Origin of the sequence: uncultured Thiohalocapsa sp., assembly GCF_913063425.1 — a bacterium.
GTDB lineage: Bacteria > Pseudomonadota > Gammaproteobacteria > Chromatiales > Chromatiaceae > Thiohalocapsa.
In genome coordinates, this window is record NZ_CAJXYK010000046.1 from 35,890 (window position 1) to 48,735 (window position 12,846).

Genomic DNA, 12,846 nt, shown 5'->3' on the forward strand with positions numbered 1-12,846 from the left:
CGCCGCCAGCGCGGCATGAGCTTCGGCGTTGTGCTCGTCGTCATCGTGCTGGTGGTGTTCTTCGTGCGTGTGGCCATCGCCATGGTGCCGGCCTACACGGGCTTCTGGCAGGTCCAGTCCATCATGGACGGGCTGCCGGAGCGGCCCGAAATCATCGCCAAGGGACCCCGCGGCATCATGCAGAGCATCAGTACCCAGCTCGGTATCAACAATATCGACAGCGTAAGCCGTAACGACTTCAAGCTGGAGCGGGTCAGCGACGGGCTGAACCTCGCGCTCAGCTACGAGGTGCGCAAGCACCTTATCGCGAATGTCGATGTGGTCATGGCCTTCGACCACGCGGTGCTGCTCGAAGCACCATGACCGCCGACCCGGCCCCGCTGGTGCGGGCACTGCTCGGGGATGACGCAGCCCTGCGCGCCGATCTCCTGACCCTGGCCCTGACCCACCGCAGCGCCGGGCGCGCCAACAACGAGCGTCTGGAGTTCCTCGGCGATGCCGCCCTCGGGCTGGTGATGGCCGAGGCCCTGTGGGCGCGCCTGCCGCAGGCGGATGAGGGCGCGCTGAGCCGGCGCCGCGCGGCCCTGGTGAACAAGGACAGCCTTGCCTCACTGGCCCGGGAGCTGCGCCTCGGCGATTATCTGCACCTCGGCCCCGGCGAGCTCCGCACCGGCGGCCACGCCCGGGACTCCATCCTCGCCGATGCCCTGGAAGCGGTCATCGGGGCCGTCTATGTGGACCGCGGCTTCGCGCAGGTGCGGGACATGCTGCTGCGGCTCTTCGCCGGACGCCTGGACCGGGTGGCGGGCGAGGACGCTGTGAAGGACCCGAAGACGCGCCTGCAGGAATGGCTCCAGGCCCGCCGGCGACCCGTGCCGGAATACAGCGTGGATGAGATCTGCGGTGCGCCGCACGCTCAGGACTTCGCCGTCACCTGCCGACTCGCGGACACGGCCGAGGCGATGCAGGGGCACGGCAGCAGCCGCCGCCGTGCGGAGCAGCAGGCGGCGGAGCGGATGCTGGCCCGCCTGCAGGGGGATGCCGATGGCTGAGCGCTGCGGCACCGTCGCCATCGTCGGCCGGCCCAATGTCGGCAAGTCGACGCTGCTGAACCGCCTGCTGGGCCAGAAGCTGGCCATCACCTCGCACAAGGCGCAGACGACGCGCCACGCCATCCTCGGCGTCAAGAGCCGCGGCGACGGGCAGATCCTGTACGTGGACACGCCGGGGCTGCACCAGCGCGGCGGCAATGCGCTGAACCGGCTGCTGAACCGCACGGCCCGCGCGGCCCTGGCGGATGTGGACCTGATCGTGCTCGTGGTGGAAGCACTGCGCTTCACGGATGAGGACGCGCTGGCGCTGGAGGCCGCCGGCGCTGCGGGTCCGCCCGTGCTGCTGGCGGTGAATAAGGTGGACCGGGTCAAGGACAAGACGGCCTTGTTGCCGGACCTTGAGCGGCTCGCCGCGCGCCACGCGTTCGCCGAGATCGTGCCGCTCTCGGCGCGCACCGGCGAGCAGGTGCAGTTGCTGGAGGACCGGGTGCTGGCGCGGCTGCCGGAGGGCGAGCGGGTGTATCCGCAGGACCAGCTCACGGACCGCTCCGAGCGGTTCTTCGCCGCCGAGCTGCTGCGCGAGCAGCTGACCCGGCGCTATGCCCAGGAGCTGCCCTATGCCGTCAGCGTGGAGATCGAGCGCTTCGAGGACCAGGGCGGGCGCTACCTGATCCATGCCCTGATCTGGGTGGAGCGCGAGACCCAGAAGGCCATCGTCATCGGCCGCGGCGGGGAAGCGCTCAAGGCCACCGCCAGCGAGGCGCGCCGGCAGATGCAGCAGATGTTCGGCTGCCCGGTGCATCTGGAGGTCTGGGTCAAGGTCAAGGCCAGCTGGAGCAGCGACGAGGCGGCGCTGGTGAGCCTGGGCTATGGCGACTAGGGCTTGTGGCCCATGCCCCGCGATGAGTTCCACGCCGCCTATGTGCTGCACCGTCGGGACTACGGCGACAGCAGCCTGCTGCTTGAGATCTTCGCCGCGACCTCCGGCCGGCTGCCGCTGGTGGCCAAGGGGGCACGCCGCGGCCGTCGGGCCGGCGGCAGTCAGGCGGCGCTGCTGCAGCCCTTCGCGCCGCTGCTCCTGGCCTGGACGGGCCGCGGCGAGGTCCGCACCCTGACCCGGGCGGAGCCCGCCGGGCGGCCGGCCGCGCTGGCGGGCGACGCCTTGTACTGCGGCTTTTACGTCAACGAGCTGCTGCTGCGGCTGCTGGCGCGCGATGAGGGCGACGCCGTGCTTTTCGGCGCTTATCAACAAGTGCTCGCAGAGCTGGCCGCGGCCGATGCCGACACCCCGCTGCGTCGCTTCGAGCTGACCCTGCTCGGGCAGCTCGGCTACCGCCCGCCGCTGGACCGGGACGCGCACACCGGCGCACCGGTGCAGGCCGAGATGCGCTATGTTTTCGATCCGGAACGCGGCCCCATCGAGGCGGTCTCAATCAAGCCCGGCCCAGCCGGCGCCGCAGCGACCGTAAGCGGCGCGACCCTGCTGGCGCTGCACGCGGGTGACGCGCTCCACGGCGATGCGGTGCGCGAGGCGCGTGATCTGCTGCGGCGGCTGCTGGCCCCGCACCTGGGCGAGAAGCCGCTGCGCAGCCGGGCACTGTTCGCGGCGCGACGACGGCGCGAGGAGCGCTGATGTGGCGAGCCTTGAAGACAGATCGCCACGCCCGCCGGCACCGTAACGCAGCCATCACAAGCACCTGACGATCCTGCAAGGAGCCCACGCATCATGTCCGAAACCGACGGTACGACCATCCTCCTCGGCGTCAACATCGATCACGTGGCGACGCTGCGCCAGGCCCGCGGCACCCGCTACCCGGAGCCCATCCAAGCCGCGCTGGTGGCCGAGCAGGCGGGCGCCGACGCCATCACGCTGCACCTGCGGGAGGATCGCCGTCACATCCAGGACCGGGACGTGGAGCTGCTGCGCGACATTCTGCACTCGCGCATGAATCTGGAGATGGCGGCCACCGCGGAGATGGGCCGCATCGCGAGCCGCCTGCGCCCGGCGGACTGCTGTCTGGTGCCGGAGCGCCGCGCCGAGCTCACCACCGAGGGCGGGCTGGACGTCGCCGGGCACCGTGCCGAGCTGAGCGACTTCTGCGCCATGCTCGCCGAGGCCGGCGTGCGGGTCTCGCTCTTCATCGACCCCGATCCCGCCCAGCTCGATGCTGCGGCGGAGGTGGCCGCACCCGTGGTGGAGATCCACACCGGCCGCTACGCCGATGCCGAGACGCCCACGGCACGGGCCGGCGAGCTGGCGCGCATCGCAGGCGCCGTTGAGCACGGGCTGGGCCTGGGGCTGCAGGTGAACGCCGGCCATGGGCTCGACTATCACAACACCGCGGCCGTCGCCGCCATACCCGGCGTGCGCGAGCTCAACATCGGCCATGCCATCATTGCCCGTGCCGTCTTCTCCGGCCTCGCCGCCGCCGTTGCAGACATGAAGGCTGTCATGCTGCGGGCGGCGGCGACGCGCGCCTGAGCGTCGGCCCTCGACGCACACCTCTCCGGTCCGGCCGGGGCTGGGCAGGGGCCGTCAACACAGCGCGCCGCTGCGGCGGTTTACGCGAGCCCTGTGGAGGAAATCCACAGGCTGCGTTTTGTCCGTCCGTCGCTATGCTGTCCTGCAAGGCCGGGCGCGTGCCGGAGTCAGCGCCGCCTCAGGCTGCTCCAGCAGCGCGCGCTACGCACCGCGAAGGTGCAACGGCAAGCAGCAGCGCGGCAGCGCTTGCGGCCTGGCGGGCTTGCAGACCCAGCGTCTGCGCGCGCCCGGCGCGGCTCCCCCTCCAGCCCTTGAATCGGTACGATTCTTGCACAAGTGTGGGGGAGCACACCCGGTAACCGCAAGCCTCAGCGGAGAGCCCCCCATGAGCCAGTCCGATGCAACGCCGACGCCTCCCAGCACCGCTCCGGCCAAGCCGGCGGTTCTGATCATCCTGGACGGCGTCGGCGTCAACCCGAGCAAGCTCAACAACGCCGTGGCCCAGGCGCAGACACCGCGTCTGGACGAGTACTTCCATCGCTATCCGTTCACGGTGCTGAACGCCTCCGGCGGCGGCGTCGGGCTGCCGGACGGGCAGATGGGCAATTCCGAGGTCGGCCACATGACGCTCGGCAGCGGCTGCACCGTGCGCCAGGACCTCGTCCTCATCGACGACGCCATCGCCGACGGCAGCTTTCAGATCAACGCCGCCCTGGTGGCCGCCGCGGATGCCGCCAAGGCCGCCCGCCGTCCGCTGCACCTGTTGGGACTGGTCTCAGACGGCGGCGTGCACTCCCATGTGCGCCACCTGATGGCGCTCATCGAGCTGTGCCGCAGCCGCGGCGTCAAGCCGTTGCTGCACATGGTCACCGACGGCCGCGACACGCCGCCCAAATCGGTGCTCAACGACCTGAGCGAGGTGGAGCAGGCCCTGGATGCGGCAGGCGGCGGCTTCGCCACCGTCAGCGGTCGCTACTACGCCATGGATCGCGACCGCCGCTGGGAGCGCACCGAGCGCGCCTGGCGTGCCATCGTGCTCGGCAAGGGCCGCGGCGCCGCCGACGCGCGGGGCGCCATCAACGCGGCCTACGCCGCCGGCGAGACCGACGAGTTCATTCACCCGAGCGTCATCCACGGCTACACGGGGCTCGAGCCCGGCGACTCCCTGGTGCTGTTCAACTTCCGCAAGGACCGCCCGCGGCAGATCGCGGCGGCGCTGGCCGTCGAGGATTTCCAGGGCTTCGACCGCGGCGGCTCGCCGCGCGCCGCCATCACCTGCATGATGGACTACGACAAATCGCTCGGGCTGCCCTACGCCTTCACGCCGGAGACGCCCGCGGTGGCGCTGAACCGCTACCTGAGCGAGCTCGGCATGCGGCAGTTCCACTGCGCGGAGACCGAAAAGTACGCCCACGTGACCTTCTTCTTCAACGGCGGTGTCGAGGCGCCCGCGCCGGGCGAGGAGCATCGTCTGATCCCGTCCCCATCGGTGCGTACCTACGACATGAAGCCCGAGATGAGCGCACCGCAGGTGGCGGACGCGGTGGTGGCGGCCATCCAGGGCGGGCAGTTCGGCTTCGTGGTGGTCAACTTCGCCAACGGCGACATGGTGGGCCACACCGGCGACATGCACGCCGCCGTGCGCGCCATGGAGGCGGTGGACACCCAGGTCGGGCGGGTGCTGGATGCGGCGGTGGCCGCGGACTGCGCGGTGCTGCTCACCGCAGACCACGGCAACTGCGACATGATGACGGACCCGGAGACCGACGAGCCGCACACCCAGCACACCACCCACCCGGTGCCGCTCCTGGTGGTGGACCAGCAGCGCTGGCTGTTGGCGCCCGCGGGCACGCTGGCGGATGTGGCGCCCTCGCTGCTGACGCTGATGGGCCTGCCGGTGCCAGAGGCCATGACCGGCCGCTCGCTGCTGCTGCACACGCTGGCACCACAGCCGACGGCGGTCATCGAGCAGCGGCGCATGGCCAACGCCGGCTGAGCCGCGCCATGGCCACGGCACTGCTGCCGCCGAGGTCGACGCAACCCCAACGGAGGTCGCCGATGGCACCGCCCCCGACCCATGGCCCTTCGCCTCACACCCGCTCTCCGGACAAGCACCGGCGGCAACGCCGGCGCACGCTCACCTCCCTGGTGCATCGTCTCGCGCTGCTGATCACGCTGGCCATCGGTGGTGGGGCCTTGGTCTACAATGCCGTCAGTATCGTCAACGGCGAGGGCGGTCTGGTGCGCCTTCCGGCGCTCTCCGGTGCCGGCTGGAGCGGCGGCACGCCGGCCGTCTCCGGCTGACGCCGGCCACCCGAGTCTGCTCGGGCCGACCCGGCACGCCCGGCCGCACCGACATCGAGACAACAACGCCGGATCCCGTGACGCGACCGCTGTGGGTGACGCGGTCCGGCCCGGCACATGGCCCAGCATAGGGCCCAGCATAGGGCCCGGCATATGGCCGGGCACACGGATCGGCACAATGACACCATGCCCAGCGGAACCCTGACCCTCGTTTTCGCCATCGAGCGCGGCACGCCGTCGCCGCTGACCCTGCATCGCACCAAGGCCGCCGTGCCCTTCGCCGGCAAGTACCGGGTCATCGACTTCCCCCTCACCAACTGCCTGCACTCGGGGCTCCGGCAGGTGCTGGTGCTGACCCAGTACAAATCGCACTCGCTGCATAAGCACCTGCGCGACGCCTGGTCGCTGTTCAACGCCGAGCTCGGCGAGTTCATCACCGCCGTGCCACCACAGATGCGCGACGGCGGCGGCTGGTACCTGGGTGTGCTGGAAGCCCTGCGCCAGAACCGCTATCTCATCGAGCGCTCCCGTGCCGAGCAGGTGCTGCTGCTCGACGGCGGCGTCGTCTATCGCATGGACTACGCCGAGCTGATCCGCTGCCACCGCGAGCAGGCCGCTGCGGTCACCTGTGCCTTGCGTCCCGCGGGGGGCGCGTTGGCGGAAGGTGCGGTGACGGTGAGCTGCGATGCCGACGACCGCATCCGCGCGCTGTCCCCGCAGGCCGCCGCGCCGGCGGACGGGCAGGCGATCTACGACGCCCCCATGGGTGTCTATCTGGTGGACAAGGCGCTGCTGCTGGCGGAGCTCGACGCCCTGGCCGCGGCGGAGGCGAAGGCCGCCGCGGCGGCGGATGCGGCCTCGCCGCCCGGCGCCGGGGCGGACCTCGCGCTGCACCTGCTGCAGCCGCTGCTGGAGCGTGAGACGGTCTATGCCTATCGTTTCGGCGGCGAGCGCGGGCGGGTGACACCGGATCAGTACTGGAGCGATCTCGGCTCCACCGATGCCTACTTCCGCGCCAACATGGCGCTGCTGGAGGCGGCGCCGCCGCTGGACCTCTATCAGCCGGACTGGAACATTTTGACGTACCAGGGGCAGTACCCGCCGGCGCGCACCGTGCCCGGCGCCAACTCCGGCAACGAAGGGATCTTCGTCAATTCCATGCTCGCGGCGGGCACCGTCATCCGTGGCGGCGGCGTCAGCCATTCGGTGCTGTTCCCGCAGGTGGAGGTGGACGACGGTGCCATCGTCGACGAGGCCATCCTGTTCGAGGGCGTGAAGGTCGGCGAGGGCGCGCAGATCCGCCGCTGCATCTGCGACAAGGACGTCGTCATCGGCCCGGGCGAGCGCATCGGCTTCGACCGGGCCGCGGACGAGGCGAGGTTCGATGTCTCACCGGACGGCATCGTCGTGATTCCCAAAGGGCAACGGGTCTGACCAGGGCAGGGCGGCCATGTCCGGGTCGCACGCCCGCCGCCTGCGCGAGGTCTTCGACACCCTGCTCACAGCCCATGGCCCGCAGCGTTGGTGGCCCGCCGACACCGCCTTCGAGGTCATGGTGGGTGCCGTGCTCACCCAGAACACCGCCTGGACCAATGTGGAGAAGGCCCTTGCGCGGCTCACCGAGCGCATCCCGCTGACGCCCGAGGCCCTGCTCGACCTGCCCGAGCCCGAGCTCGCTTTGCTGCTGCGGCCCGTCGGCTATTTCAACGTCAAGGCCGCGCGGCTGCGGGCCTTCTGTGCCGCGCTGCTGACCGCCGGCGGCGAGTCGGCACTCGCCGCCGAGGACACCGCGCGCCTGCGCCGGCGCCTGCTCGCCGTGCACGGCATCGGCCCGGAGACCGCGGACGACATGCTGCTCTACGCCTTCGGGCGGCCGGTGTTCGTCGTCGACGCCTACACCCGGCGGCTGTTCGGGCGCCTGGGCCTGCTCGACGGCGGCGAGGGCTACGACGCCGTCCGGGCGCTGTTCGAGCAGGCGCTCGGTCCGGACACCGCGCTCTTTAACGAGTACCACGCCCTCATCGTCCGCCACGCCAAGGACATCTGCCGGGCGCGGCGGCCGCTGTGCGCTGCCTGTGTGCTGCGGACGGGCTGTCCCGGTGCCGCCTGAGAGCCGGGCGTCGCCTGCGTCCGACCCCAGCTGCCCGCGATCACGGCCGATCAGGCCGCCGGCCGACCGCTGCGGGTTTCATCTCCGCGCCGGACGATCAGGTGTCGGGTACCTCCTTGCTGTAGAGCACGGACCACTCCGCCACCCCCTGCACGGTGTCGCTTGCGATGCGCTCGGCGGCGTGCAGGGTCTCCAGGGTCCAGCCGCCGATCGCATGGTAGGCCACCTGGCCGCCGGTCATGTGCGGGCGACGTCCGCGGCAAGCGGCGGGCGGCGAAACAAGAGGTCTGCCTGCACGGGCTCCCCCTGATAGACGTAGGTGTTATAGCGTCCGTCAAGGCTGAATCCGGCTTCGGTCAGAAAGCGCTCGATCTCCTCGCGCAGGGCCTGGCCTTCGTACAGCTCGACATAAGAGGCCTCGACGTAGATCGCGTCGATGTGGGGCAGCAGATCGGTGGCGCCCTTGAGTACCTCCAGCTCGAAGCCCTGGACGTCGATCTTGAGCAGGACCGGGCGCGGCAGCGGTGTGGGCAGGCAAGTGTCGAGCCGTTTGATCGCTACCCGGCACTCGCCGGACGCTTCCATGCCGAAGATGGCCTTTTGGCGTACGCCCAATGCGAGCAGGGAGGATGAGTCCGTGCGGGTGGCGAGGTGCATGCGGCCTTCGCCGGGCTCGGCGCCCAGGGCACAGTCGTGGAGCTCGGCCTGTCCGCGGGTGACCCGCTGGAGCTTCTCCCTGGGCCTCGGGAGGGGCTCGAAGCAGATGAGCCGGGCCTTGGGCCAACGGGTCTGGGCGTAGACGGCAAACTGTCCTTTGTTGGCGCCGACATCGACGACCGTGGCGAAGCTGTCGCGCCCGAGCGCGGTGTCGTGCTCCAGGGTGGCGGCCACGCCCAGGCGCAATGCTGGCCAGCAAGCGGGCGTTTGCAGGAGCTTCACGTACTTGCGCAGACGGGGCGACATGTCGGTAATTCGTGCCTTGTCTTGGCTGCTGGGGTCTGTGATTGCCGGACCGGCTTTGGGGCCGGTTCGGATGGAACCGGTGTGTGGTCCGTCGCTGGGGTCAGTGGCTGGGTTCAGTGGCTGGGGTCAGGGCCTGCGGGGTTGGGCGAGGCGGGAGACGCCGCGTGCGATGTGCAGGAGGTAGAGCGCTGGCAGCGGCGCTTGTTTGTGGGCGTATTTTTGACGGATGAAGTCCGGTGCCGGCAAGGCGTAGGTGGTGGCGAGCTGGAGCCGGCCCCGCAGCGTCGGCTGTGCCTTGATGTCGGTGAGCAGTTTGTTGAAGAGCCCGCGTCGCAGATAGGCGGCGCTGGGCTCGTGAATGTCGCTCACGTCCAGCCGCTTCATAATGTCCGCCGGAATGGATGTGTGGAAGGCGTTGGCCGTGGTGCGCAGTGTATCCCAGCAAACCCGGCGTATGGCTTTGTCCTCGGCAAACGCTGCCAGGCCCAGCCAGTCGTCCCGCGTGAAGGCTTCGGCGAGCAGGTGCGCATCGTACAGCCAGATGAGCCGATCCGGCTCGATCAGGGTCTCGCCGGCTGCGCGGACCACTGTCGTGAAGTTGGCGGCCCGGTGCATGCAGACGTGCAGCATCGCGTGCACGGGGCAGAGGGCGCGGGCGTCGGCGCCCAGGGAGGGGAGCGCGATGCTGTCCGCGTAGAGCATGTCGAAGCCGAGCAGCGGGGTGAAGATGCGAAGGTCGTTCAGCTGCCAGTGCAGGTCGATGGCGTCCGCCCCGGGCAGTGACCGCGGCGGAGAGTAGGTCAGCTGAAAGGAGCCGGCTGCCTGAAGCTGGTGCTCGGGTTGATAACCGGCGGCGATGAGCACCTCGTCGGCGTCGGCTTGTCGGTGCGCTGGAATCAACAGATCCAGGTCCCCCCGGGTGCGGAGGTAGGGCTGCGGGTAAATGCTGTACGCAAGCGCGGCGCCCTTGAGGATGAGGACCGGGACACTCGCTGCTGCGAAGCGGCTGAGCAGCGCGCGGATCGCGGCCCCGCGCGCCAGTTCGCGGGCTGCCGCCTGCTGCACGACAGGCTTGAGCTCGACCCGCAGCCAGTCCGCAACGGAACCGCGGGCTTGGCGACGCTCCAGGGCGTCGTAGGTGAGTGCTCCGACGCCGTGCACGGCGCACAGGTGGCGCAGGCGCTGCCGGTCATCCACGCTGAGCGCATCGACATCCGATGCCTGCTCGCCGCGCAGCAGCCTGGTGATCTGCGAGGTCAGCCATGCGTCGGACACTGTCGGTGCCGGGCCTGTCATCGTCAATGAGGCGTCCTCGTCCGGTGGTTTGTTCACGGTCAGTTCCAGCTCCTGCTCGAAACCGGCGAGCACCTTGTCGTGCTCCAGCACTTCGGTTGCGTATTGTCGACCTGCTGTGCCGAGCCGCCGGCGCAGCGCTGGGTCAGCGGCGAGCTGCTCGATGGCGGCAACGAATGCCTCAGCATCATCCGGTGGAACAATCAGACCGGCATGAGCCAGCACGGTTGCCACCTGCGTCTGCGGCACTACCGTGGCGATGACGGGGCGGCCGCTTGCGACCATGCCGGTGAGCTTCGAGGGCATGACGCGGTCGGCGGCATCGGCCTTTTGCGGCAGCAGATGGATGTCCGCGAGATTGAGAAAATCATTCAATCGCGCGGCGGGCTGCAGCGGCAGCCACCGAATGTTGTGGATGTCGGCGGCTTGCGCGCGCAGGCGTTCATAGGCGGCGCCGGTTCCCGCCATGATGAACTGGTAGCGTGGCTCGGCTTGCAGCCGTCTCGCCGCGGTCAGGATGAGCTCCAGCCCCTGCTTTTCGCCCATACTCCCGGAGTAGAGCAGAACGATTGCATTCTCGCGCAGCCCCAGCGCTTCGCGATACGGACTCGGGTGCTCCAGGGGAAAGATCCTGTGGGTGTCCACCCAATTCGGGAAAAGCACACAGGGGGGCCGGCCCGCGGTCTTCGCGAGTGCATGCTCCAGCATCTTCTCGGAGATGGTGGAGACGTGGTCGAAGCGACGCATCAGAAGGCCTTCAGAGCGCAACGCAGGCCGCTCCAGCCAGCGCGGGAGCAGGCCGAGCCGAAAGGCGGTGTCGACTTCGAAATCCTGCACATGGAGCCAGGTCCTGGCACCTGCCAGGCGCCCGGCGAGGAGGGCGGGCGGCGCGCCGAACAGGGGCGGCTCGACGGCGAGGATCAGGTCGGGGCGCCAGCGGCGCTGCCACAGCAGCGGGAGCGCGCTGCTGAGCGCGAAGCTCAGCAAATGCAGGATACGCTTGATGCCGGTGACCTGACGCGGAATCCAGAGTGGGCAGCGCAACACCTCAGCGCCATGGAGCCTTTCCCTGTGGTAGGACCATCGGGGATAGCCGTCGGCAATGCGCCAGTCGGGGTAGTAGGGGGGCGCGCAGATCACCTTGACGCGGTGGCCGCGGGAGACGAGCCAGCGGGCCATCTCGCCGGTGTACTTGCCGATACCGACGGGCTCGGGTGAGAAGTTGAGGCTGTAGAGTAGGATGCGCACGGCTTGCGGGGAAACGGCCGACACTCAGCGGGTGCAGCCCTGGCGGGAAGCGCGGCGATGCCACGAATGAGCCGGAGCGTGCCCGGTCGATAGATACGCGCTGAGGGCCGTCACCGCCGGGAAAGGCGACAACCAACAGGGGCCGGTGGTCACCGGAAGATGCTGCATGCGCCCTCAGTAGGCATTCGGACTGGCGAAGCCGCGCAGAATGCTCAAGAAAATGATCTTGAGATCGAGCCAGAAAGACCAGTTGCGGATATACCAGAGGTCGTGCTCGACGCGCTTTTCCATCTTGTAGAGATCATTGGTCTCGCCGCGCCAGCCGTTGATCTGGGCCCAGCCCGTGATGCCGGGCTTCACTTTGTGCCGGAGCATGTAGCCCTTGACCTTCTTGCGATAGAACTCGTTGTGGGCAACGGCGTGGGGGCGCGGGCCGACGATGGACATTTCACCGCGCACGACGTTGACGAACTGTGGCAGCTCGTCCAGCGAGTGCCTGCGCAGGAACCCACCGATGGGCGTCAGGCGACTGTCGTTCTTGGTGGCTTGCGGGATGGTTTGGCCATCCTCGGTGACGGTCATGGTGCGAAACTTGAGGATGGTGATTTCTTTGCCGTTGATCCCGTAACGACGCTGGCGGAAGAAAATGGGGCCTTTGGACGAGAGTTTGACGGCGGCGGCGATGATGAGCATGGGCACCGCGGCGAGGAGCAGGATGAGGCTGCCGAGGACGAGGTCCTGAATCTTCTTGAGCCAGCCGTCCGCGCCCCAGAAAGGCGTGTCAAACACGCTGACGATGGGGACGCCGCCCAGGCTGGACCATTGACCATGGAACAGGTGCGTCTCGAAGAAGTCCGGCACCATGTAAATTGACACGGTGGTGTCCGACAACCGCTCGACGATATCGGCGGCTGTGGACTTGGGAACGCTGCCGAGGATGATGTACAGCACGCTGAAGTCGCCGCGGCGGGCGCGAAGCTCGATCTCTTCCGCTGGGGCGAGGGGTTTTGGCGGACGGGTTGTCTGGTCCGCAGGTGCGCCGCTCGGATTGGGTCCGTCGGCAGGCACGATATCCACCAGCGTGAGGCCGCTGCGGGCCGTGTCCCTGATGTTTTCGCCCAGTTGTTCCGCGATATCGCCGGTACCGTAGATGAGCGCGCTGCGCCGCACGCTGTCCCTGGCCACGAGGCGCGCCAGCGCAAGGCGTGCGATACCGCGCCAGAGCAGCATTGCGAAGGGCGTGACGACAAACCAGGTGGTCACGGCGAGGCGGGAGAAGCCTGCGGTCTGTTTGAAGGCGTAGGCGCTCATCAGCAGCACGAAGACCGTGAAGCTCCAGACCAGGATGATGCGCCAGAACTGTCGCGTGACGGACTCACCCCGCCAAGGGCGAT

The 12,846-nt window shown here is 69.1% G+C and carries 13 protein-coding genes; 9 read left to right on the top strand and 4 right to left on the bottom strand.

Annotated features, from left to right (window positions below; genetic code table 11):
- Positions 1–15: 15 nt before the first annotated feature.
- The 9 genes from QZ607_RS20335 (at position 16) to QZ607_RS20375 (ending at position 7,948) form a co-directional block, all read left to right on the top strand.
- Positions 16–363, top strand: coding sequence for a DUF4845 domain-containing protein (locus QZ607_RS20335; RefSeq protein WP_295886403.1), 348 nt, complete (start codon positions 16–18; stop codon positions 361–363).
- Positions 360–1,052, top strand: a complete 693-nt coding sequence (gene rnc, locus QZ607_RS20340) for a ribonuclease III (RefSeq protein WP_295886405.1) — start codon at positions 360–362, stop codon at positions 1,050–1,052. Before QZ607_RS20335 ends, rnc begins: the two co-directional genes overlap by 4 nt.
- Positions 1,045–1,932, top strand: a complete 888-nt coding sequence (gene era / locus QZ607_RS20345; RefSeq protein WP_295886407.1) for a GTPase Era — start codon at positions 1,045–1,047, stop codon at positions 1,930–1,932. The genes rnc and era overlap by 8 nt, the downstream gene beginning before the upstream one ends.
- A 12-nt stretch (positions 1,933–1,944) precedes the next feature.
- Positions 1,945–2,685 (top strand): DNA repair protein RecO, encoded by a 741-nt coding sequence (gene recO, locus QZ607_RS20350; RefSeq protein ID WP_295886410.1) that lies wholly within the window; start codon positions 1,945–1,947, stop codon positions 2,683–2,685.
- Positions 2,686–2,778: 93 nt separating this feature from the next.
- On the top strand, positions 2,779–3,534 hold the full coding sequence (gene pdxJ / locus QZ607_RS20355; protein WP_295886412.1) for a pyridoxine 5'-phosphate synthase: 756 nt from the start codon (positions 2,779–2,781) through the stop codon (positions 3,532–3,534).
- A 385-nt stretch (positions 3,535–3,919) separates the two neighbouring features.
- Positions 3,920–5,530, top strand: a complete 1,611-nt coding sequence (gene gpmI, locus QZ607_RS20360) for a 2,3-bisphosphoglycerate-independent phosphoglycerate mutase (RefSeq protein WP_295886414.1) — start codon at positions 3,920–3,922, stop codon at positions 5,528–5,530.
- Between the two features lie 62 nt (positions 5,531–5,592).
- Positions 5,593–5,838, top strand: coding sequence for a hypothetical protein (locus tag QZ607_RS20365; protein ID WP_295886416.1), 246 nt, complete (start codon positions 5,593–5,595; stop codon positions 5,836–5,838).
- Positions 5,839–6,024: 186 nt separating this feature from the next.
- Positions 6,025–7,272: a glucose-1-phosphate adenylyltransferase family protein gene (locus QZ607_RS20370; RefSeq protein WP_295886418.1), complete on the top strand. Its 1,248-nt coding sequence runs from the start codon at positions 6,025–6,027 to the stop codon at positions 7,270–7,272.
- Between the two features lie 16 nt (positions 7,273–7,288).
- Entirely contained in the window at positions 7,289–7,948 is a 660-nt protein-coding gene (locus tag QZ607_RS20375) for an endonuclease (protein ID WP_295886420.1), read from the top strand.
- A 97-nt stretch (positions 7,949–8,045) separates the two neighbouring features.
- Here the strand turns inward: QZ607_RS20375 and QZ607_RS20380 are convergent, their stop codons facing one another.
- The 4 genes from QZ607_RS20380 to QZ607_RS20395 form a co-directional block, all read right to left on the bottom strand.
- On the bottom strand, positions 8,046–8,189 hold the full coding sequence (locus QZ607_RS20380) for a hypothetical protein (protein WP_295886422.1): 144 nt from the start codon (positions 8,187–8,189) through the stop codon (positions 8,046–8,048).
- The gene (locus QZ607_RS20385) at positions 8,186–8,911 is read right to left on the bottom strand and encodes an FkbM family methyltransferase (protein WP_295886424.1); all 726 of its coding nucleotides are present in this window, start codon (positions 8,909–8,911) and stop codon (positions 8,186–8,188) included. The genes QZ607_RS20380 and QZ607_RS20385 overlap by 4 nt, the downstream gene beginning before the upstream one ends.
- 126 nt (positions 8,912–9,037) lie before the next feature.
- A complete protein-coding gene (locus QZ607_RS20390; protein WP_295886427.1) occupies positions 9,038–11,452 on the bottom strand; it encodes a WcaI family glycosyltransferase in 2,415 nt (804 codons plus the stop codon).
- Positions 11,453–11,626: 174 nt separating this feature from the next.
- Positions 11,627–12,846 (bottom strand): undecaprenyl-phosphate glucose phosphotransferase (locus QZ607_RS20395; protein ID WP_295886429.1); only part of this gene is annotated, 1,220 nt, incomplete at its 5' end.